Genomic DNA, 22,234 nt, shown 5'->3' with positions numbered 1-22,234 from the left:
CGCGCACGACTTGCAGGGGCTGACGAAAACGCCGGTCTGAACCTCATCAGTCATTGACTGTGTTCTGCAATTAGCTCGCCAGAAACTCATGTCCCGAGATCACATGGATTTGGCGGCACTGTGAGTGTCCCCACTCCCAGGTAACTGGGGCGTGGCACCCATTGGTGGGGGAAATTCATGAATGTTTTGGGGCAAACATATTTTCTTGTGGTGAGGGGATGGGGGTTTGCCAACGGGGATCGGGGATCAGGAGACGAGCTGGAACGCCAGGCGTACCGTGGTCCCCTCGCCTTCACGGCTGTCCAACGTCACGCCGCCGCCGAAGCGTTCCATGATGCGCTTGACCAGCACCAGACCGACGCCGAGGCCACCCGCCTTGGTCGTGAAAAACGGCCGGAAAGCCATGGTGCGCTGTTCTTCGTTCATGCCTTTGCCAGTGTCGCTGAGCACCACGCACACACTTCGGTCGCCGCTCGGTTCGAGGCTGACGGTCAATGTGCCGCCCTTGTCCATGGCCTCCAGCGCGTTGGCCAACAGGCTGTTGAGGATCTGCATCAATTGCATCGGTTGGCTCATCACCATCGGCGTACTTTGCGGCTGAAACACCACTTGCACGCCGGCCCTGGCTATCTGTTGCTCGAACGCCACGAGACTCTCGTACAGCGCCGCCACCAGATTCACCGGTTCCGGGTCATCGTTGAGCGGGCGCAGCGACTGCAGCAACTCGCGCACCCACTTCGACATGCGGTCAACCTGGCCGATGATGTCGTTGATGTTCTTCTGCGCGGGGCCGGCGTCGAACTCCAGCGCCAGTTCGGCGCTGGAACGGATGGTCGCCAGCGGGTTGCGCAAGCTGTGCGCCACGGCTGAAGACATCTCCCCCAGCGCGACAAAGGTTTCATTGGCGATCAGTTGTTTCTGCTGTGCCGCGAGCAGGATGGCCGCGCGCCGCACGATCCAGTAAAGCCCGAGATAAATCAGCCCGCCGCCCAGCGCGGTGGCCAGCCAGATCAGCGTCAACCCACGTTCGATACGGGCAATCAGGTCCTTGGGTTCCTTGTAGATTTCCACCATCGCCGTGACATGCTTGCCTTCAGAGTCGAACAGTGGAATGTAGTTTTCGATAAAGATGTAGTCCGGCGGTGTAACGAATTTCTGCTCCTCGCGCGCCTTGTCGACGTTGTGATAACTGGCCGACACCGGAATTTTTTCATCGAAGGCGCGATCAAGGTCTTCGTCGGCATGAATTCGTGTGCCTGTCAGCTGCGGATTCGTCGACCAGATCACCAATCGATCGGGGGCGTAGATATTGGCGAGGATGACATCCGGCAGGTGCTCGATGTGATCAAGAAACTCCCCACGGGCATTGGCCCGGGCCGCCGGATCAACGTCGGGAAAATCCTTGTCCAAGCGTGAATCGAGCAACTCGCCCATGGTCCGCACGTTGGGAATCGAGACATGCCGCACTTCGGCCGAGGCGATGGCCTGAATGAACTGCGCGGTGAGCAAGGCATCGCGCTGCACACTTTCGTCGATCACAAACCGTGTCGACACCATACCGAGCGCCACGGCCACAGTGCCGATCACGGCCATGCTGATCAGCGAAAACCAGCGCAACAGGTTGAACGGCATCGTGCGCGAGCTCAACCGTAGATTGCGGTCCTCGACTGGAAGCGATTTCGACTGCATGTTCATGGCGGCGACTTCCCGATACTTACCTATAGGGTTATAGCCCACGGTTGGGGCTTTGCCCGGATGCGGGGCCATCTACCCGATTGCGCTAGTCGCCAAACACCGCAGAACCCTGTGGGAGCGAGCCTGCTCGCGAAGGCGGTGCGTCAGTCGACACTTTCTTCGCAGCAAGTCCGCTTTCGCGAGCAGGCTCGCTCCCACAGTTTTTGCATCCCCACCGCCCCCAATCCTGGGGACTGGCGCCCTGTCCAGACCGAACCTCCAACTTACTTCCAAGCTCCGCAAGCCCTCTAATCCAGCCCTCTCTGGCACTTTCGCCACACCTTGGCATGGAAGGTGTACAGGCCCTCTGCAACTGACCCACCCCCAAGGGGCAGGTACTTTGATAGAGGGATTAACTCATGCACCCTTTACTGTCCAAAACCGCGACCGTCCTGGTCGTGAGCGCCCTGGCCCAGGGCATTGCCCAGGCCGCTTTGTTCGCCGTTGATCCGGGTCCGTACACGCCCGCCAACGGCGGTTTCGCCAGTTGGTATCAGGACACCCACGGCCGCACTCTGGATCTGTGCCTGTCCAAAGCGCTCAGCTCGCGAGTGCCCAGCGCTCCCGGTGCGCCTTCGTACATGTGCACACTGCTGCCGACGCCCGGTGTGTTCGATGACGCGCAGCCGATTGTCTTCCCGACCAACTTCCCCGATGAAGCATTCTGGTTCACCGGCGAAACCACCATCATCGATGCCGCACGCGGGATCGACCTCGGTTTCGTCAGCGCCATCGAAGCCGCGTTCGCCGCCGAAGAACCGATAGAAGGTGATCAGGTCAGCTTTGCGCGTATCCGCATTCGCGTCGATGTACCCACCGCCGGCACCTACGTGATCACCCACCCGTACGGCGTCGACGTGTTCAACATCGACACCCCCGGCCGGCGCGCGATCAACATGACCCGCGACATCGGTATCGGCACGCCGAAAACCTATGACGGCGCGCTCAAGGGAGACATTGGCCCATTCCTGCGCAGCGTCAACGGCCCATACACCGAGACCAACCCGGTGACTGGCGCCGCCGAGCAATTTGTCGGCGACCCTAACCTCAACGAAGCGGTCACCGGCAGCCCGTTCAACACCAACTACGTGCGGATCGAAGGCCCTAACGGTCTGGATCTGCGTTCGACCACTTTCGCCGTCTCCGGCAAGTTGTCGACTGTAGTGCGGCCAACGCCGATGATCACGGAGCGCAGCACCTACTCGCGCAAAGCCGGCGACAGCGCACCGGTGGCCCAGCAGGACTTGTTTGTGAAAGCTCCGCCCGCGCCGGGCACTGTGGCCGTCACCAGCAGCACGCCGGTCCTGAACATGACCGAAGCCAACGCCACCGGTGCCTGGTACGCGCAATCGGCAGCCAACCCGACCTTACCGACCACCCTGCAAGTGACCGCCGACAACCACTTGGCAATCGCCAGCAGCACGCCAACCACCCTGCCCATGACCCTGACCGACCTGGTGGTGATCCAGCGCGCCGAGTACAGCCTCAGCTCCGGGCAACTGACGCTGGTCGCCTCGACCAGTGACGAGACCTCGCCGCCGGTGCTCACCGCCAGCTCCTTCAGTGGTGCCGCCATTGGCGCCCTGAGCGGTGACGGCGCGGTGAAAACCCTGGCCACCGGGATCTCGCCGATACCACCGGCCAAGGTTCGGGTGACGTCGTCCAACGGCGGCAGCGATACCGAAGAAGTGGTCATCGTGCAATGAACGCTCACATGCCCAGATCCGTATCAGGAGGCATCATGAACAAGTGGCCACGCTTTGCGCTCAACGCGCTCGGGCTCGCTCTCTCGCTGACCGGCAGTGCCTATGCGCAACTCGCCGCCGTCGACCCCGGCCCCTACACCTTCGCCACCGGGAAATTCCCGATGTGGTACCAGGACAACAATTTGCTGTCGATGGAGCTGTGCCAGTCGCGCGCCGCCAGTTCGCGAGTGCCTGTCAGCACACCACCGGCCTACATGTGTATTTTGCTGGCCGAGCCTGGGATCTACGACGATACCCAGCCGATGATCTTCCCCGATAACTGGCCACCGGAAGCCTTCTGGTTCCTGGCGGAAGCCACCATCCCGCAAGTCGGTAACAGTGGTTATGAACTGGAAGCCTACGTGGCCGCAATGGAAGCGGCGTTCGCGTCGGAGAACCCGGTCGATGGCGATCAGGCGAGCTTTGCGCGGATCCGCATTCGGGTTTCGGTACCCACCGCTGGCACGTACACCATCACCCACCCTTACGGCGTGGAGACGGTCAATGTCACCACTCCCGGTCGGCGGGCGATCAACATCACCCGCGACATCGGCATCGGTGCCCCGGGCAACTTCAGTGGTGCGCTGACCGGAGCTATCGGCCCGTTCCTGCGCAGCGTCAACGGCCCTTATACCGAGGTGAACCCGGACACCGGCGCCACCGAAACCTTCGTTGGCGATCCGAATCTCACCGAGGCGGTGACCGGCAGCCCGTTCGACACCAACTTCGTACGCATCACCGGTCCCGCCGGCACGATCCAGTCCAATATCTTCAGTCTGTCCGGCAAGGTGCTCGACAACCGTCAGCAAACTCAGGTGGAAATCGACCGCGCCACCTATCACCGTACTGCCGCTGGCGTGCGTGCCGAAGTCTTCGCCAAGGCTGACAGCAGCTCGGCGCTGTGCTTCCGGGAAACCGTGGCATTGCTCCCCGGCCCGCCGCCGACGCCTTGTCAGACCAGTCTGCTGGGTGACAACAACGGCCTGTTCTTTGGTCAGCGCCTGGGCGCCGGCGCCGTACCGCCAGTAGTGGTGGTGACCGCCACCAACCCTACCGGCACCACGCGGCCTACAGCCGTGTCGGCCAAACTCACCGACGTGGTGAAAATACAGACCGCGCGCTACAGCTGGAGTAATCACAGCTTGCTGATCGAGGCCACCTCGACCGATGAAGTGGCCGTGCCGGACATGGTCGCGCAGGGTTACGGACGTCTGTCGAAAACCGGCACCCTGCAACGCATCACCATCGCCGACCTGACCCAGCCACCGGCCATCGTGACGGTGAAATCCGCCGCCGGCGGCAGCGACACCGAGGCTGTTGAGGTAGTCGGCACCGCGCCGAACACCGGTGAAAACCAGCCACCGATCGCCAATACCGACGCCGGCAGCACCAGTTTCGGCGTGCCGATCACCCTCAGCCTGTTGACCAACGACAGCGATCCCGACGGCGACACGCCGCTGAGCATCACCGCGCTGACCCAACCGGCCGCCGGCCAGGGCACCGTCGTCCTTAGCGGCTCCACCGCTGTGGTCTACACCCCGCCAGCCGTGGTGAACGCGCCATTGACCACGACCTTCACCTACAAGGCACAAGACGTCAAAGGTCTGGCCTCGGCGGCACCGGCCACCGTGACCATCACCGTCGCGCCCAACCGGGCACCGACCGCAGTCGCCGACAGCGTCGCGACACTGGGCGTGGCGATCCCGATCAACGTCCTGGCCAACGACACCGATCCGGAAGGCAACGTGCCGCTGGGCGTCGCCAGCCTGACCCAACCTGCTGTCGGCCGCGGTACGGTCAGCACCGACGGTACGGTGATTACCTACACCCCACCGGCCACCGTGACCACGGCGTTCACCACCACCTTCACCTACATCGCCCGGGACAGCTTCGGCGCCCAGTCGACGTCGGCCACGGTGACGGTGCAAGTCTCGCCACGGCCAGCGGCGGAGACCTTCACGGTCACCGCCTCGACGGTGCAGGCACGCTCCGGTGGACGCTTCAACTGGGACTTCACCGGCACCTCCTCGGTGACCACCGGCAACACCATCACCGTGCAGGTCACCACCCCGACCGGGCTGGTCACTTTGGGCACGACCACGGTACCGGTGACCGGCCGCTGGCGGCTGACGCTGGCCAACACGTTGATAGTGCCATCGGCTAATCCGACCGCGACCATCCGTTCGTCCCAGGGCACCGTGCGCACGGTGTCGGTGAACACACTTTGAACCTGCGCCCCACCCACTTTCGGGTGGGTGGGGCCAGGCTTGGAGCGCTTATTGCCCAAGAGGTTTTCCGCCATGAACACGCCGACCGCCGCCCTGCTTTGCCTGCTCCTGCTGTGCAGCAGTGCAGGCGCGCGCGCCGACGATCTGATGGACAACGATGACCTGGCGCCCACCAGCACCGACCTCGGCGAGCTGCCACCCCCGGTGGGTCAGCAAGCCCTGATCGAGCAGATCGGCCAGGCCAACCTCGCGCTGCTGCAACAGAACGGTCAGTCGCTGCTTGGGCGGATCGTGCAGTCGGGCAGCAATCAAGAGGCTTACATCCTGCAACAGGGCAGCGACCTCATGGCCTTGATCACCCAGAACGGTTCCGGCAACGCCGCCTCGATCACCCAAAACGGCAGCCACAACCGCGCGCAGATTTCGCAAAACGGCAACAACAACGACGCCAGCATCGAGCAGGCCGGCGCGGGGCTGCAAAGCGCCGTGACCCAGTCGGGCAACGGCATGAGCGTTTCGGTCAAGCAATATCGCTAAAGCACTGCACTCATCGGAGAGTTAATCATGTTCAAACTGACGCCCCTCACCGCCGCCCTCCTGGTCATGATCAGTGCCCAGGCCATGGCCGACGACAGCCTGTCCACCCAGAGCCAGGCCGGTACTGCCAACATCGCTGATGTGAAGCAGACCCTGGCCCCGTTCAGCACCACCACCCAGACCCAACTGGGCCAGGGCAACAACGCCGCCGCCGTGCAAGACAACGCCACTAGCGTCATCACCCAGGACGCCGTCGGCGACTACAACGCCGGTTACGCCGAGCAACTGTTCGAAAACAACGGTGTCATCACTCAGCAACAAGCCGGCGCGTTCAACACCAGCCACGCCAGCCAGTCACTGGGCTTCGGCGCCGGCAACCAGGCCCTGCAACAACAGCAAGGCACCGGCAACTTCTCGTTCGTCTATCAAGACTCGCAAAACGGCAGCGAAGCCAAAACCTTCCAATACGGCGACGGCAACGAAGCCAACATCGAGCAACTCTATGAGGGCAGCGGTAATAGCTCGGTGATCACCCAATACGGCACCGCCAACTACGGCACCGCCGAACAGGTCACCCACAGCGGCGGGCAGATCGGTATCAACCAGGCCGGCGAAGGCAACTACGCCTATGGCGACCAGCGCGACGGCACCGGCGGCAACATCACCATCAACCAGTTCGGTAACCTCAACGGCACCGAGATCTGGCAAGACGCACAACTCGCCAGCCAGGCCACCGTCAACCAATACGGCGACAGCAACGAAACCGTGGTCGACCAAAGCTTCGGCGAAAACAACACCGCCGCCGTCACTCAGGTTGGCAACACCAACGCGATCTATGCCGACCAGTTCGAGTCGGTCAACTCGACACTGGCGCTGTACCAGGTCGGCAACGGCAACGTGCACTTCACCTACCAGAACGGCGACAGCCACGTCCTCAACGCCACCTCCGTGGGCAACGACAACAAGGTCTACGCCAGCAACTGGAAAGGCCCGCAAACCGGCGGCCAATTCGGCAGCAACCAGCGCGCCAACGTCACTCAGGCCGGCACTGGCAACATCGCCAACTTCACCCAGGATGGGGTCGGCCAGATCATGACCACCAGCCAGACCGGCACTGGCAACAAAACCACGGTCAAACAGGCTGATTCCTACAACGAGCTGTACTTCGATCAGAACGGCAGCGACAACATCCTGATCTCCGATCAGCGCGGCACCACCAACCTGATCCAGGGCTCGTCGAACGGCACTGGCAACAGCGCCGAATTCGATCAATCCGGGACTGGCAACCAGGCGTACACCGCGCAGCTGTATGGCAGCGACAACATGATCACGGTCAAACAGGCTGACACCATGAACGTGGCGTACGTGACCCAGGGCGGGACGGGGAACATTGCCAATGTGGACCAGAGCGGGATGACGCAGACGGCGAATATTCAACAGTTCGGGTCGGCTAACCAGGCGAGTGTTTTGCAGCAGTAAGGGTTGGGTGTTGATGAACCGCGATTCTCTGGTGAAGTGGGTCGCGGTTTTTTTATATGTTTGGCGTAGCGTTTAAAATCGTTTGAGTCCTACAGAAAAAAGAATGTTTTCAGGAAAGCCGGCGGGATTTCCTACCGCTCATGGCGGTTGGCCGTCGGAAGTGCGCGGTCTAGGATTTGTCGGGACATATTGATCTCAATGGAGCTTGACCGACGTGCAACTCATCCAGACAGCGACGACAACAAACCCTATTCCAAATAGACTGCCAGGCATTGATCCCGGAGGCTCTATGGACGGCAAAATCTTCCCCATCGGTTCAGAGTTTGAAAGCGAAGAGCAAGCTAACAGCTATGACCGCTGGTTTCGTGCCAAAGTGCAGGCATCAAAAGATGATCCACGCCCGAGTATTTCGCATGATGAAGTGATGGCGGAAATGGATGCTTTGATCGCATCAATGCAAAAAAAGGTGGATGCGGATTAAGTGGCGGCCCGAAGCTCGGGCCGAACTTGCGAAAATTCTCAGGTACATTGGCGAGCGGAATATTCAAGCGGCAACTCGACTATCTGCATCCATCAAACAAGCCACATCAGCCCTTCCCGTACATCCTGATCTCTATCGTAAGGGTCGATCTTCCGGCACTCGGGAGATCGTTGTGCATCCGAACTATTTAGTGATCTATGAAGTGGCGGATCAAATCGAGATTTTGAGCGTTTTGCATACCCGTCAGGAATATCCATAAAGCCAATCGAAGAAATGCCTGCATTCCTATTACTCTGCCCCCCACAAAAAACGCGACCTTTTCCGGGCCGCGTTTTTTCGTTTTTTATCGCTCTTGGTCTATCGGGAAAACTCAGGTAGCGATGACAGGTAAATCAGATAGTCGACCCATGCCAGTACCGATTGATGCTGAATGACTCGACCCGCCTTCACATCCGCCAACGCATCCAGAGTAAGGCGATGATGTTCTGCCTCGGCGAAGCTGAACGACTGCGACGAACTATTCATTCGGTAACTCGACGTGATCAAGGGCCTGATTCACCGCCAGTTCACCCAGCATCACGACTTGTGCGATACCGAGCGCGGTTTTGCGGTGTGAGGGTGGCAGCAAAGCAGCGAAGTTGTTGAGCATTTCACTGGCCGAACCGAGGGTTTCGCTGGCGTTGGCGAGCAGGGATTCGGTGTTGTACCTGGGGTTGGCGAGGTACATGGGTTCCGGCTCGTTGGCGCTGGACATGATGTGGGCGGTGGGGTTGAGGTAGAAATCGAGGGCGCGGTCGGCGGCTTCGTGGAGTTTTCTGCTGTCGACTGAGGCGTAGGGGGATGTGGTTTCGGTGGTGATTTCTGATTCTGGCGGATTGGGTGTTGGTTTTTTCATGATTATTTACCCTGTATGACGGTTATAGCTGGCCCCCCATTCGGTTTCCAAGCGAATAGGTGGCAGCTGTACGCAGGTTGGAAACCCGGGACAGAGGCAACCCGGCAGACACAAGGTCTCCCACGCACAGCCGCCATAACAAAGTGCACACAGTGAAGGTGCGGAAGGATACGTTATGAATGGCGCTTGTGCGCTCTGTAGTTCTCGGGTTTCCACGCCCGATCGCTGATTTGGCAGCGACGAACACAGGCTAGAGACCGCACGTCCGACGGACAACCTGAAAACATTGTGGGAAGGTTCCGCAAACTCGAAACACCGTTAAACATCCAGAATTGAAATACGCAAAGGCAGGAGCTGCCGAAGGCTGCGATCTTTTGATTTTTCAACAGCAAGATCAAAAGATCGCAGCCTGCGGCAGCTCCTACAGGGATGCGTACAACCCCAAGAAATTGGCCGGCTGTCAGGCCGCCATCGCTGGCAAGTCTAATCGTCGCACCGCAGCTCCCACAGTAACCACGCCCACCATTAGGCCGAGTGTCAGCTCGCCTGCTCTTGATCTTGATCCACGGGCGACGTCGGAAGGCTGAGTGGAGGGATTGATCCGGGCGTGGGAGCGCAGCGACCGTTTGGCGCAGCCAAACACAGCGAGAGGAGGTGCAGCGAAGCAAACCGTAGGCGCTGCGCCCGGATCGATCCTGGAGCGAAGGAACCCCGAGCTTTAGCGAGCGGGCCGCACGTAGGAGCAAGCCTTTTTGGTTACTTTTTCGGCGTCTGGAAAAAGTGACCCGCCGTAAGGGCGGAACCCTAAGCAGCCGTTACCGCAGAAACGGATATGTACTCAGTCAAAAAGAACCCCGCCGCCTGACAAAAAGCCATCGCGAGCAGGCTCGCTCCCACAGTGGGAACTGGGTACATCTGCAAGAACCTGGTCGGCCCAAAGGCCGCCACGTTCACTCGGTTTCAGGATCAACCCTGTTCTGACTCAAATACCGATTCAAAACATCATCCTGAGAAGGCGAAGAACTGTCCCCCGCCACCTGCCACAACCGCCGCTCAATCCCCTGCGCCACCATATGCCCCACCGCCGCCTCAATCGCCGACAACACACACAACTGCGCCGGCTCATTCGTCGTATAACCCACCTCGGCTTCGAGCAACTTCTTGAACTCGATAAACTTGAACACCCCGGCACTGCGCGCCACCGAATAAATCGTCTTGCTGGTCATCACATTCGACAACACCTGCCCACTGCGCACATCCACCGCACGCAAGTTGACGGTCACCTGATCCACCCGATACTCCCGGGAAATATCAATCCCCAGATACCGCGCCCCTTCCCCACCGCTACGCACATTCGTGTCGTAAGCGATGATCCCGCCTTCCAGCATCATGTTCGCCGCCTGCAACGGTGGCAGCTCACCCTGAATATTCACCGGTGTATTGGGCTTCTTTTGCGAGGCGCGAATGATCTTGCGCTCAGTCAAAAGGTTCTGCAGCCCTTCGCGCTCCAGCACCACAAACCAGCCACTGGCCTGCATCGCGTCCATCAACATCGAGGCCGCGCCCTGGGTCACGCTGGTGGAAAACGAACTCGCCGGCGTCGGTTTGTACTGCCCGGTCTGGTCACGGAAGCCGTACACCACCGCCATCAAACGCCCCTTGGGTCGCGGCATCTTCAGCAAGTCGTAGTAGGTCGAAGCCCTGGGGGTCAGGGTCGGGGTTTCGGTGTCCTGCTCGGCCGACATCGGCTCACGCAGACTGCACCCTTGTAATGTCGCCAACATCAGCCCTAGCGCGATGATCTTTTTCATGTCCGTCTCTCCCCGGAACCGTCAGCCCGTCATGGGTTGAGGCCGTTCACCTGAATTTCGGAAATCTCACCGGTCGCTCGGTCGGTCACTTCTATGCTCAGTGCCCCGGAGTCGTCGATGACGTTGACGATAAAAGAGTCGGTGGACAGGCTCCCCGTGTTGCCGGTGGAGATGTTGTCCAGCAACTGCCCTAGCAGCCGCGATTGCAATTGACTGGTGAAGCGCTCCAGCGCCGAGGTGCCGGCCACGGTCGAGCGGCTTTTGAGGTCCGGGTCGTCGTGATCGTTTTGCGCCTGGGCGTTGTTGAGCAGCCAGGTGCCGTTGAGCGGGTTGCCGCCGAATGACGGGTTGACCGGCGTGTAGACCAGTTCGGTGGCCTGGACGGCGGCAGCGCTGGCAAGGCCGATCAACAACCCCGAGATCCAGAATCCGTTGCGCCGTGAGAACGTTGTGGTTTTCATAGTTCGTCCTTCTCAAGGTCGGTGGTGTCCTGCAACAGAGCCTCCAGCTTGCGCTGGACAACCTGGCGTCGAACCCAGTCAGCGGCCGCATAGGCCTCGTCCTTCAGTTCCACGGTGTTCGGCGGCAGGAAGCGCCGATACACCAGGCGTTGCTGATATTCCACGGTCACCAGGCTGCCCCAGCGCGCGTCGGGCCGCTCGCGCACCACCAGGTTGAAATCCATCCGGCTGGTGTCGCGCAGGCGTTCACTGAACGAGTAGTAAAAGTCGTGGCCGATGTGCGAGATCGTGTCGTCGACAATGAAGCCCATCAATTCATCCTCTTCAGCGGCGTGAGCGCAGCCCACCACGACACTGAGGATCAGCGCGCACATCCACTGGCGGCTCATGGCTGCAACGCCTGCGGCAAGACCGACTGGCCTTTGGCCGGGCCGTTGGTGCCGTCGAGGAAGGCCTTTTCGGCAACGAACTGCCAGTCCGAATAACGCTGCATGCCTTGAAAATCCGACCACTGCGTGGGGAAGTCCGCCTGCTTCAACGGCACCTCGGTCGAAGGGCTGTTGAGGCCGGTGATGCGTCCGTCAAAACCCCGTTGCAGTGCCCATTCACCTTTACCGATCGGGTCCGGATAGAGCTGACGCAGATGATGCCGAGCCTCCGGAAAACGCTGATCGTCGAGCAGGTCAGCGAGCTCTTTCGGGTACTGCGCCAGCCCCGGCGAACTGCGGTAGTAGCTGCGCAGCGCCTGGGCGTATTGGGTACCGACCCAGAGCAATTGCTTCTCGCGGTCGCGGCGCGAGGCGGTCGACCACAACTCGCCGGCACTGGCCAGGCCCATGCCCATCACGACGATCAGGAACAGCACGCCCAGGTAGGTGAAACCACCCTGCTGCGCGCGGTTACCATTCGGAATACTGGCTGCCATCACGCGCCCTCCCGTTGGCACCGCTTTTGATATCGGCCACGCCGCCCGCGACGCCTTCCGGTGGCGCAATTAGCACCCAGAGGTCTTTGCGTTCGGTGATCGGGTCCAGTGGCGCGTTACGCAGGTAACGCTGTTCGATCAATTGCTCGATGGAATCGGGGTAGCGCCCGGTGTCGCCGTAAAAGTGATCCAGCGCTTCGCGCATCGCCGACAGGCTCTGGCGCAAGGTGGTTTCCTTCGACGCTTCGAGGCTGTTGAAGTAGCGTGGCAGCGCGATGGTCATCAGCGTGGCGATGATCGCCATCACCACCATCAGCTCCAGCAAGGTAAAACCTTTTTCCCGGCGCATGAGGTTCACCACTCGCGGTAGGCGATGCCGTTGAGGCCTTTGCCGCGCGCCGTGGAGTAGACGTCGAACACGTCTTCGCCATCGCGCGGGTTCTGAGCCGAACTGTTGTAGGCGCGCACGCCCCAACCCCCTTCGTCATCACGTTTGGCCGGCACCAGCGGGTCACGCGGGATGCGGCGCAAAAAGTAGAACTTGGCACCCTTGGCGCTGCGCACATCACGCACGCCTTCGACCAGCACTTGCAGGTTCGGCGGGTAGCCGCTGCTGTTCATCGACTTCTCGATATAACCGGCATCGAAGGCACGTTTGTAAGCGTCGATGCCATCGCGAATCTGATACAGCGCCGTGCGCAAATCCTGCTCCTTGCCGCGACGCACCACGGTCTCGGTCAGTGGCGCGGCCATGCTCGCCAACAGGCCGATCAGGGCGAGCGTCACCACGACTTCGATCAAGGTAAAACCGCGCTGGGAGGCGTTCATGATCAAGGCTTCTCGACGGTGACACGGGTGGTCGCCACGGCCGAACCACCGACAGCGCGAGGCTGCACGACAGGCGCTGGCGCGGAGTAGGTCTGCATCGAGCGATCCGGGGCCTGAATGTGCATGCTGGTTTCAGTGCCGGTGGAGAACTCCATGTCCGACGGACTCTGATACGGCAGGTTGCGCACGATTCGCGGGGTGATCGACAGCACCAGCTCCGATTTGCCGACGGTGTCCTTGTTGCTGCCAAACAACCGGCCGATGCCAGGAATATCACCAAGGCCCGGAATCTTGTTGCCAGTGGCGCCGTGGTCATTGCGCATCAGGCCGGCGAGGATCTGCGTTTCGCCGTCGTGCAGGCGCAGCGAGGTCTGCGCGTTGCGGGTGTCGACCTGCACCGGAATCGTGCCCTGGCGAGTTGGCTCCAGCGGCGTGGCGTTACTCACTTCCAGAGCAATCTTGATCGCCACTTCATTGTTCAAATGCACGGTCGGTTGCACTTCGAGCTTCAAACCGACATCCAGGTAGGTAACGCTTTCAGTGATCACCGGGCCTTGGGTTGAAGGCACCGAAGTGGCGCTGATGATTGGCACGCGCTGACCGATGTGGATGCGCGCCTGCTCACGGTTGCTGACCCGAATCACGGGGCTGGCGAGGGTGTTGATGTCGTTGTCCTGCGCGTTGATCTTGGCTTGTGGCGATGGCGAGATGCTGATGCGGCTGGAGTTGATGCCTTTGAGTTGATCAAGCAGGGTCACCGCCGAACCGTCGCTGTTGACCACGCCAAAGGTGTTCGGCCATTGCAGACCAAGGTCGAGAATGCGCTGGGTGGCGACTTCCATCACTTCCACTTCCAGCACCACTTCCGGGTTGGACTGGTCTTGCGATTGCAGGAGTTTTTCCGCCATGCGCACAGCGTCTTCGGTGTCGCGCATGGTCAGGGTGTTGAGGCGTTCGTCGACGAACACGTCGCGGGTCTTGAGCATGGTTTTGACCATGTTCAACGCGGTGTTGGCATCGATGCTGGTCAGGTAGAAGGTGCGCATCACCAGCTCTTGATAGTCCTTGAGCTTCTGTGGCGAATCCGGGTAGATCAGCAGCGTGTTTTCGTTCACCACTTTCTGGTGCAACTGGTTCTGTTGCAGCAACAGTGTCACCGCGTCTTCGATGCGCACGTCACGCACGAAGATCGTGGCTTTCATGTCCGGGCGCAGGTCTTTGTCGAAGATGAAATTCAGCCCGGCGACTTGCGACAGCACTTCGAAAATGGTCTTGAGGTTGGCTTCGCGAAATTCCAGGGTGACCGGGCGATCAAGCTTGGTGCGCAGTTGCGGATACGGGATCACGTTGCGGCTCTGCACCAGGCGGATGTTGCCTTGCAGCTCCAGCGCGCCTTCGTTGGCAGGGTCGAGTTCGAGGATCTGTTTGACCTGCCGATCGGCACCGTAGATGTCCCCCCGGCGCAGGTCGCCACGGGCCAGTTCAAGCTTCTCGTCCATGCTGCGCAGGTAGTCGAGCTGGCGCAGGGCATCCTGGGCGCGGCGGTTGTTCGGCTCGATGGTCAGCACACGGTTGTAGGCCGTGCGCGCCGAGGCAAAATCGCGGCGTGAGCGGTCGGTGTCACCGGAGGTCAGCAATGCAGTGATCGCCTTGGCCCGGCCGCTGTTGAGCAGCAGGTGCAATTCGGTGTCGCGAGGATCCTCGCGCAAGCCTTCCTCGATCCGGGCCAGCCCGGCCTCGTATTGGCCCTGCTCGATCAGGTCGGCAGCTTCCTTGTTGGCCACCTGCGCAGAACTGCACGCGGCCAGCCCGGCGCACAGGCCCAGGCTCATCAGTAAAAGGGATCTGTTCATTGCGTACTCCCCACAGACAAGGTCTGCGACAAATGCAAAGGCAGGTAGACCAGACTCAATTCCAGTTCGGAAATGCCGGTGATCTTCCAGGTGTCGTCGATCACATCCCCGTTGCGCACGACGTAGATCTTTTCGCCGCTCAGCAAAAACACTTGCAGGTCGCTGCGGTCATGCAGCTTGCCGACGAACTGAAACGGCACCGGTGGCAGGCTCGGGGCAGGCACCACCGGGGTTGGCGTAATCGCTTGTTCAGTGACGGTGGCCAGCGTTGGCGCGGCCTTCCAGCTCTTGGTGGCGAACAGATCGCCGGCCGGACTCAAGTCCTTGATCGGCGCCGCTTTGACTTTGCCGTTGCTGGCCGGTAACGCACCACGGCTGGCGCTTTTCGCAGGCGTCGCTACGGCCACTTCAGCCGAATCGGCGTCTTCGCTCGGCGAGAGAAATTCCGGCAACCAGGCCAGCGCCGCCGCCACACCGAAGAACGCCACCCAACCTGTCACGCGCTTGGTATTCATCACGACCTCGACAGGTAAAGGGTCATACGGATCCGGCCGTTGAGGTCGGTGTCGCCGATCTTCTTGCGTTGAAACTCGACGTCTTCCACCACCACCGCCGGCAACTGGCCGAGCAAGGCGTGCAGGAAGCGGCGCAGTTGCGGATAGCTGCCGCGCACTGGCAGCAAAATCTGATAGCGCGCCAGATGGGTTTTCGGATCGACGCCGAGGGCGTACTCGCCGCGCGCCAGCGTGATGTGTTCCTGAGCGGCGAGCGCGTAGATGCGGTCGATAGCCACGGTGGCCTGCGGCTGCGCCGGCAGTTTGTTGCGGAAATCGTCGAGCTGACGCTGTGGCACCACCGGCGGCGCGATGCTGCCGTCCTCCACCTTGGCCAGATACTCGCTGGCTTCCTGAGTCTGCTGGCTCAGGTGCTGCAACGATTGCCAGCCCGGCAGCAAGCCGCCCAGTGCCCAGGCCAGCGCGATCAGCAGCAGCGCCAGCCCGGCCAGGCCCGGCAGGCCGAGGCCTTGCAGGTATTCGTGGACGATCAGTCTAGGGATTCGCATCGCCAATCTCCCAAGTCGCCGACAGGTTGAATTGCACCGGTTGTTCCGGCGATTTGACGACAATTTCGTGGCTCAGCAGCGACACGTCGGACAGCTCGTCGCTGGCTTCCAGACGCTTGTGGAAATCCAGCATCGCTGGCAGATCCCGCGCTTCGGCACTGATGCGTAATTGGCCCTTGCGCGCATCCGGGGTCAGGGTCAGCAGCGCGATGTCCTCGCGCGGCATGGCCTCAAGCATGGCGAACAGGCGTTCCCACGGGCGGCGCAGTTGCTGCGAGACCTTGCGCATTTCGGCGAGGTTCTGCGCTTGCTCACGGGTTTCGGCCGGGCTCAAGGTGCTTTTGCCTGCACTGTCGCCGGTGAGCTGGCGTTGCGTGGTTTGCAAATGACCTTGCTGTTGTTCGGCCTGGGCATCGAGGTGCTGTTGCACGCCAAAGCACAGCAGCGCCAGCAGCGCGCCGCCGCCGAGCAGGCTCCAACCCAGCAGGCCGGAGCGTGGACGTGGCTGAAAGTCGAGGTTGAGGGCGCGCATGTCAGGCCACCGCCCGGGACATGACGTACAAGCCGTCACGCACAGTCGTCGAGTCGTCTTCAAGGGTGCGCAGTTGCACCCCGGCCACATCCGGCTGCGCGTCGAGGCGCGCCGGGGCATGCAGATACACGTTGAAGGCGCGTTCGCTGGTCGACGCCTGCAACTGCCGTTCGCGACCGATCAAGGCACTGAGCGCCGCATCGCTGTCGCTGCCACCCGCCGAGCGTACGCCGGCCCAGCGCCCTTCCCGGGCCAGCAGCAACACGCTGCGTTGCGGCTCGGCGACCACGAAGAGGAAGTCACCGGCATCCAGGCTTTTGTCGAAGCGGTTGAACGCTGCCATCAGGTACGGCTGCACCGAGCGCAGACGCACGCCACGGCCGCTGGCCAGTGCCCGCAGGCGATCGAGCAAGTCTTGCGGCAAGGCGCTGGCGATGCGGTCGTACCCGGCAGGCTCGGCGGACAGCACCAGACTCCAGGCTTGCGTCGGCGCGCCGAACAAATCTTCGAAGCACAGTTGGGCGAAGCCACGCAGCTCGTCCGGGCTGCTGATTTGTGCGCTCCACGGCACCAGGCAGAAACGGCTGAAGTGGCCGGAGATCACCACGCTCAATTCGGCACCGGCGCGGGCGTGTTCACCGAGCAGACGGTCGAGGGTGTCCAGCGCCACCGCGTAGCTCTGGAAGCCTTCGTCGATGTAACCGACGCTGCCCAGCCACAGGGTTTCGCTGCCCCGCCGCTGCCCCAGGCCAACACCGCTGGCGCCGAGCACGGCGACAAAATGTTCACGCGATAAAAGTGACACGATTGATCTCCTCCAGCGTGGTCCGACCTTGCTCCACCAGCTCCAGCGCCGATTCACGCAGCAGGCGCAAACCACGGGCACAGGCCAGGGCTTTGATTTGGGTGATGGGTTGGCGCTCGACGATCATCTGCCGCAGTTCGTCGTCCAGGTGCAGCAACTCGGCAATCGCCGTGCGCCCGCGATAACCGCTGCCCCGGCAGTGGCCGCAGCCTTTGCCGTGGACGAAGTGGTAGTGGTCGACTTTCTGCGGATCGAGGCCCGAGGCGCGCAGTTCTTCATCGCTGGGGTTGACCGGCGCGCTGCAACTGCTGCACACCAGCCGAATCAGGCGCTGGGCGAGAATCGCGTTGAGCGCCGAGACCAGGCTGTAGGGGTCGATTTCCATTTGGGTGAAGCGGCCGATCACGTCGAAGACGTTGTTGGCGTGGATGGTGGTGAACACCAGGTGCCCGGTCAGTGCCGATTGCACGGCGATCTGCGCGGTGTCCGGGTCGCGGATCTCGCCGACCATGATCTTGTCCGGGTCGTGACGCAGGATCGAGCGCAGCCCCCGGGCGAAGGTCAGGCCTTTTTTCTCATTGACCGGGATTTGCAGCACCCCCGGTAACTGATATTCGACCGGGTCTTCGATGGTGATGATCTTGTCCACGCCGTGGTTGATCTCGGTGATCATCGCGTAGAGCGTGGTGGTCTTGCCGCTGCCGGTCGGGCCGGTGACCAGCACCATGCCATAGGGTTCGGCGGCGAGGCGACGCAACTGGCGCAGGGTCTCGTCTTCAAAACCCAGCGCTTGCAGTTGCACACCGCAGACCTTGTCGGCCAGATCCTGTTTGTCGAGCACCCGCAGCACCGCGTCTTCGCCGAAGATGCTCGGCATGATCGATACGCGGAAGTCGATCTGCCGGCCACTGATGCCGATCTTGAAACGACCGTCCTGCGGTACGCGTTTCTCGCCGATATCGAGTTCGGCCATGACCTTGACCCGCGAGATCACCTGTTCGGCGAACTCGGCGCCCTGGACTTTGCTGATGTTGTTGAGCACGCCGTCGATGCGGTACTTGATCACCAGACCGTGGCCGGTGGTGCCGAGGTGAATGTCGCTGGCGTGCATTTTCAGCGCGTCGTAGAGGGTCGAGTTGACCAGTTTCACCACGCTGCTGGCGTCTTCGCTGATGCTGGTCAGCGACAGGCTTTGCAGGGTGTCGATCTCGCTGTGGGTGTCGCCCTGGGCGTTCAGCGATTCGACGGCGTGAAAGCTTTCTTCATGGCGCGCCAGATAGGCTTTCAGGTCATCGGCGTGAACCAGATGCAGCGGCGCGCCGTGCAGGCAGTCGTCGATCCAGGCCAGCCGCGCCGGGTCGAAGGGGTCGGCGAACACGCCGATGACCTCGTCGTTGTGGCGCAGCAGGATGAATTCACGCTTGAGGCATTGTGCGAGGGTGACCCGGTCGAACACCGGCGTCGCTTGAAACAGGCTGTCGGTGTCGAGCACCGGGTAATGCAGGGTGGCGCCGAGGCAATCAATGAACGGCATCGGCGCCAATTCGCACAGCACGCCGAGCGCATCGAGAACCCGTTCCCCGGAACTGGCGGCCCGCGCCCGGGCCTGGGCGAGTTGCTCACTGGAAAAGCGTACCGGAACACTTTCCGGGACCAGCGGTTCGACGACAACGGACAGACGTTCCATGGTTTGCTCTCCAACCGGGGCTTAAAGCCCTGTCGGCGCGACAAACCCTGGCGGCAAATGCCGGAACGTCTGATCGCGCCACTACTCCCCGGTGAGCATTTGATCGTCGTCCGGTGCCTGGGATGGCGACTGTCGTCGTCGATCCGCCAGCACCCAACTGCCATCGTACAACTGCAACGGGAAGCTCTCGGTCCTGCTCTGGCGTCGTTCGACGAAACCCTCGGAAGGGTTCGCACCGGGTTTCGCTTCGCGCTTGAACCCCAGAAGGTCGCAGACAGCTCGGGCCAGTTCCGCCAGTGGAAACGGTTTGAACAGGATGTGGCTGACTTCCAGTTGCCGTGCCCGCTCACACACTTCAGCGGTCGGGTGACCCGTTATCAGCACAAAATGACACGCCCTGTTCTGGCGGACCGCGTCGAGCACCTCAAAGCCTTCCATATCGGGCAAGCGGTAATCGAACACCAGCACGTCGGGGGCAAACGTTTCGGCTGAACCGATACCCGTCGCTCCGTCATGTGCAATCCGGACGTCCAGCCCCTGCGCCGACAGATAATCCTGAAGGTTCTGTGCAAGCAGCTGTTCGTCTTCGACAACCAGTACTTTGTTAACCAAGGTCGACTCCTTGAAACCCGCAAGTCCGAAAACTGAACCCGCTGGAGTGCGCCTTACCCTGGGTAACGCACACTTCATGCCAAGCTGAGTGCCGGTAATTTTTAGTCTTCATGTCCTTGAATTCAATGACAATGCCCGCTCGTCCCGGTACCCCGTTCCCCAGAAACGGGGAAGCACCTGAATGGGCATCGAAGCCATTCCCCACTATTGGGGGGGGAACCTTCAATCGTCGTCAATTCGTTCGATCCTGTACTGCGCCCGCAATTGCGCGAGCACCTGGCGACGAGCCTGGGTCTGTTGCTGCCGGGCGAACTCGCCCGTGACTGCTTCCAGCCCCTGTGAATGTGGGACATCGCTCGCCTCCAACTGGTTCTGCAAATAAATCAGATGCCAACCAAACGGCGAACGTACCGCACCGCTGGCAAACCCCGAAGCGCTGATGATAGACGCTCGCATCTGATTTAAGCGTAGACGTGCCTGAGCCTGCGTGGCGGCATCGGCGTTCGGCGCAACTTTGATCAAGACGTGCCTCGTCTGGGTGAACCTTTGCCGGATCAGATCAGCGAACATCTGCTGCGCGGCCAGTTCGCGGCGCATGTACTCGGTGTACGAGGTTTCATCGAAACCCGCCTCCTGCAAACGCCGGTTGAAGTTCTCGGTGCCGCCGATGGTCGTGCGGGTCTGCTCAACCTGCCGGCGCACACTTTGCTCGTCAATCACCACCCCCCGTTTGCGCGACTCCTGCCACAGCAGCTCCTTGTCGATCAGCGCATCGAGTGCAGCCTGACGCAGCTGTTTATAGGCCTTGGGATTGCGAATGCTCGCCACTGCGCGACCCTGATCTTCCAGGTACTCGGCGAAGAACCGCTCAAGGCGAAACTCAGAGATTTCCTCGCCATTGACCCGCGCGGCCGCCGGGCCGTTGTTGGCCAACGCGACGGGCAAGAAGCATGTCAGCAACAGCATTAACGTTCTGAGCTTCATGGTCAGGGCCTCCGTTCAGGGGCGGGCAACAATCGGTTTATAGGGGGCGACCAGATAAAAGCGCTGATCCGGTAAATCCACCGTGACCACATGCGCACCACTCAAGCCCAGGCGTCGCCCGGGGCCGAAACTCAGGCGCGGGGTGAGGCCGGTGTCGAAGTCGTGCAGGCCTTCCAGCGCGGCCACCAGTTTTTCGCGGCTGGCATCGCGTCCGGCCTGTTTCATGCCTTCGCTGAACAACAACATCGAGGCGTAGGCGCCGACTTGCAGCACTGCGTGTTGAGCGCCAAGGCCTTGATGCTCGCGCAGCAAACTCAGGGCCATGCGTCCGCTCTGGGTCCAGTCGCTGGGCACGAACGGATAGGCGAGGAACACCCGCCGGGAAAAGCCGTCCGGCACCTGGTGCAGATCCCCGGCCACCTGGCTTGAGGCGGCGAACAGGTACGGCACCTGCCCGGAGCCTTGCAAGCGTGTGGCCAGGCGACTGAAGCCAGTGCCGCTGCCCAGATAGAAAACTGAACGCGAGCCCAGTGGCAGCGCATCCGCCGCCGGGTCATAGGCTTGTACCTGGACGTTCTGCCAGCCGTGACCCTGCAAATACTCACCCAGGTTTTGCGCTGTCTGGGCCTGTGCGGTGTCGTCGGGATAGGCAATCAGCGTTGGCCCTTGCAGCACGCGCAGGCTGGCCGTGGCGTAATCGGCCAGGGCCATCAGTTGCTCGCGCAATCCCGGCAACGGTTCGAAAATCTGCGCACTGGCCTGTACCGAACCGAGCAGTGACAGCGGCCCGATCAGCGGCACACCGGCCTGCTCTAGACGGGTAGCCAGCGCGCTGTCGAGGGCTGGCGCCAGCGGCGCGATCAGGGCGAACACCTGTTCCTGCTCGATCAACCGCTGCAACGCCTGTTCGGCACTGGCGCGATCCGGGCCGGGGTCGATCACCGTCAGGTGCAACTGTCGGCCGTGAATGCCGCCCGCCTGATTGATCCGCGCCACACTGCCGTTGAGCACCGCTGCGACCGTGGCACCCTCCTCGGCCAACGGCCCCTGGCTGGGCAGCAAAGTACCGAGGCGCAACGTCTCGGCATCGAGGCCGGGGTCGCGCTCATCGGCCAGTCGTTTGAGGTAGGCGGTGAGGTTGCGCTGATCCTTCATCGACAGCAGAAAGCGCGGCATGCTCGGGTCGAGACGATTGTTGCCGGGGTCGCGTCCCTGCTGAATCACCGTCGCCACACTGCTGTCGGTGTAGGCGGGATAGCGGCGGCCGTTGACCTGTTGCTGGCCATAACTGCTGGTCAGCCGCGACCAGTTCAACGCCGGCGGACGCACCCCGCCCTCGGGCCGGCCGAGGCCATCAGCGCCATGACAATTGCTGCACGGCAGGCGGGTGGCCGGCAATAACACATCCGCCGCGCCGACCCGCGCCATGATTGCCTCGCCACTGGCCGACAGACCTTCGCGGTAAACGCGCTTGCCCGCCGCTTCTTCCGGCGTCAGCGGCAGCGCCAACGCGCCAAAGCTGACGCCGACGAGCAGGAACAGGGCGAGAACGCGGCAGCGCTTCATGGTGCGTG

Annotated in this window: 24 protein-coding genes; 6 read left to right on the top strand and 18 right to left on the bottom strand. The window is 61.5% G+C overall.

Translation table 11 applies throughout. The annotated features are described in order from the left end of the window. Positions 1-246 precede the first annotated feature (246 nt). Positions 247-1,695: an ATP-binding protein gene (locus tag PSH79_RS10395; RefSeq protein WP_305442503.1), complete on the bottom strand. Its 1,449-nt coding sequence runs from the start codon at positions 1,693-1,695 to the stop codon at positions 247-249. 398 nt (positions 1,696-2,093) lie between these two features. Here PSH79_RS10395 and PSH79_RS10390 point away from each other — a divergent pair, with 398 nt between their 5' ends. From PSH79_RS10390 to PSH79_RS10365, 6 genes are all read left to right on the top strand, one after another. Then, on the top strand, positions 2,094-3,440 hold the full coding sequence (locus tag PSH79_RS10390; RefSeq protein WP_305442501.1) for a hypothetical protein: 1,347 nt from the start codon (positions 2,094-2,096) through the stop codon (positions 3,438-3,440). 35 nt (positions 3,441-3,475) lie between these two features. Next, positions 3,476-5,707 (top strand): Ig-like domain-containing protein, encoded by a 2,232-nt coding sequence (locus PSH79_RS10385; protein WP_305442499.1) that lies wholly within the window; start codon positions 3,476-3,478, stop codon positions 5,705-5,707. A gap of 72 nt (positions 5,708-5,779) precedes the next feature. Next, entirely contained in the window at positions 5,780-6,244 is a 465-nt protein-coding gene (locus PSH79_RS10380; RefSeq protein ID WP_305442497.1) for a curlin, read from the top strand. Positions 6,245-6,271: 27 nt separating this feature from the next. Further along, entirely contained in the window at positions 6,272-7,723 is a 1,452-nt protein-coding gene (locus PSH79_RS10375) for a curlin (RefSeq protein WP_305442495.1), read from the top strand. 289 nt (positions 7,724-8,012) lie between these two features. Continuing rightward, positions 8,013-8,204 (top strand): antitoxin, encoded by a 192-nt coding sequence (locus PSH79_RS10370; protein ID WP_305443914.1) that lies wholly within the window; start codon positions 8,013-8,015, stop codon positions 8,202-8,204. Further along, a complete protein-coding gene (locus tag PSH79_RS10365) occupies positions 8,194-8,463 on the top strand; it encodes a type II toxin-antitoxin system RelE/ParE family toxin (protein WP_305442492.1) in 270 nt (89 codons plus the stop codon). The genes PSH79_RS10370 and PSH79_RS10365 overlap by 11 nt, the downstream gene beginning before the upstream one ends. Positions 8,464-8,561: 98 nt before the next feature. Here PSH79_RS10365 and PSH79_RS10360 read toward each other — a convergent pair whose 3' ends face one another. From PSH79_RS10360 to PSH79_RS10280, 17 genes are all read right to left on the bottom strand, one after another. Further along, positions 8,562-8,729, bottom strand: coding sequence for a hypothetical protein (locus PSH79_RS10360; protein WP_305442490.1), 168 nt, complete (start codon positions 8,727-8,729; stop codon positions 8,562-8,564). Then, positions 8,722-9,099: a hypothetical protein gene (locus tag PSH79_RS10355; protein WP_305442488.1), complete on the bottom strand. Its 378-nt coding sequence runs from the start codon at positions 9,097-9,099 to the stop codon at positions 8,722-8,724. The genes PSH79_RS10360 and PSH79_RS10355 overlap by 8 nt, the downstream gene beginning before the upstream one ends. Before the next feature lie 950 nt (positions 9,100-10,049). Continuing rightward, complete coding sequence (locus PSH79_RS10350; RefSeq protein ID WP_305442486.1) at positions 10,050-10,910, bottom strand: CsgG/HfaB family protein; 861 nt, start codon at positions 10,908-10,910, stop codon at positions 10,050-10,052. Between the two features lie 29 nt (positions 10,911-10,939). Then, on the bottom strand, positions 10,940-11,371 hold the full coding sequence (locus tag PSH79_RS10345; protein ID WP_305442484.1) for a curli assembly protein CsgF: 432 nt from the start codon (positions 11,369-11,371) through the stop codon (positions 10,940-10,942). Further along, a complete protein-coding gene (gene csgE, locus PSH79_RS10340; RefSeq protein ID WP_305442482.1) occupies positions 11,368-11,760 on the bottom strand; it encodes a curli production assembly/transport protein CsgE in 393 nt (130 codons plus the stop codon). The genes PSH79_RS10345 and csgE overlap by 4 nt, the downstream gene beginning before the upstream one ends. Continuing rightward, on the bottom strand, positions 11,757-12,296 hold the full coding sequence (locus tag PSH79_RS10335) for a type II secretion system protein (RefSeq protein ID WP_305442480.1): 540 nt from the start codon (positions 12,294-12,296) through the stop codon (positions 11,757-11,759). Before PSH79_RS10335 ends, csgE begins: the two co-directional genes overlap by 4 nt. Beyond that, a complete protein-coding gene (locus PSH79_RS10330) occupies positions 12,271-12,645 on the bottom strand; it encodes a type II secretion system protein (protein WP_305442477.1) in 375 nt (124 codons plus the stop codon). Before PSH79_RS10330 ends, PSH79_RS10335 begins: the two co-directional genes overlap by 26 nt. A 5-nt stretch (positions 12,646-12,650) precedes the next feature. Then, on the bottom strand, positions 12,651-13,124 hold the full coding sequence (locus PSH79_RS10325; RefSeq protein WP_187677009.1) for a type II secretion system protein: 474 nt from the start codon (positions 13,122-13,124) through the stop codon (positions 12,651-12,653). 2 nt (positions 13,125-13,126) lie between these two features. Continuing rightward, a complete protein-coding gene (locus PSH79_RS10320; protein WP_305442473.1) occupies positions 13,127-14,977 on the bottom strand; it encodes a secretin N-terminal domain-containing protein in 1,851 nt (616 codons plus the stop codon). After that, on the bottom strand, positions 14,974-15,492 hold the full coding sequence (locus PSH79_RS10315; protein ID WP_305442472.1) for a hypothetical protein: 519 nt from the start codon (positions 15,490-15,492) through the stop codon (positions 14,974-14,976). Before PSH79_RS10315 ends, PSH79_RS10320 begins: the two co-directional genes overlap by 4 nt. After that, on the bottom strand, positions 15,492-16,040 hold the full coding sequence (locus PSH79_RS10310) for a GspMb/PilO family protein (RefSeq protein WP_305442470.1): 549 nt from the start codon (positions 16,038-16,040) through the stop codon (positions 15,492-15,494). The genes PSH79_RS10315 and PSH79_RS10310 overlap by 1 nt, the downstream gene beginning before the upstream one ends. Beyond that, complete coding sequence (locus tag PSH79_RS10305; RefSeq protein ID WP_305442468.1) at positions 16,027-16,572, bottom strand: PilN domain-containing protein; 546 nt, start codon at positions 16,570-16,572, stop codon at positions 16,027-16,029. Before PSH79_RS10305 ends, PSH79_RS10310 begins: the two co-directional genes overlap by 14 nt. A gap of 1 nt (position 16,573) precedes the next feature. Continuing rightward, the gene (locus PSH79_RS10300) at positions 16,574-17,377 is read right to left on the bottom strand and encodes a hypothetical protein (RefSeq protein ID WP_305442466.1); all 804 of its coding nucleotides are present in this window, start codon (positions 17,375-17,377) and stop codon (positions 16,574-16,576) included. Next, a complete protein-coding gene (locus tag PSH79_RS10295; protein ID WP_305442465.1) occupies positions 17,358-19,064 on the bottom strand; it encodes a GspE/PulE family protein in 1,707 nt (568 codons plus the stop codon). Before PSH79_RS10295 ends, PSH79_RS10300 begins: the two co-directional genes overlap by 20 nt. Before the next feature lie 81 nt (positions 19,065-19,145). After that, positions 19,146-19,676 carry a response regulator gene (locus PSH79_RS10290; protein ID WP_305442464.1) on the bottom strand — a complete coding sequence of 177 codons (531 nt, stop codon included), beginning with the start codon at positions 19,674-19,676 and terminating at the stop codon, positions 19,146-19,148. A gap of 222 nt (positions 19,677-19,898) precedes the next feature. Then, positions 19,899-20,660, bottom strand: a complete 762-nt coding sequence (locus tag PSH79_RS10285) for a SurA N-terminal domain-containing protein (protein ID WP_305442463.1) — start codon at positions 20,658-20,660, stop codon at positions 19,899-19,901. 15 nt (positions 20,661-20,675) lie between these two features. Continuing rightward, entirely contained in the window at positions 20,676-22,226 is a 1,551-nt protein-coding gene (locus tag PSH79_RS10280) for an ABC transporter substrate-binding protein (RefSeq protein WP_305442462.1), read from the bottom strand. Positions 22,227-22,234: the final 8 nt, after the last annotated feature.

This window comes from Pseudomonas sp. FP2196 (assembly GCF_030687715.1).
Taxonomy (GTDB): Bacteria; Pseudomonadota; Gammaproteobacteria; order Pseudomonadales; family Pseudomonadaceae; genus Aquipseudomonas.
Note: the sequence above shows the minus strand (reverse complement) of the source record. Positions and strands in the feature narration are given on the sequence as shown.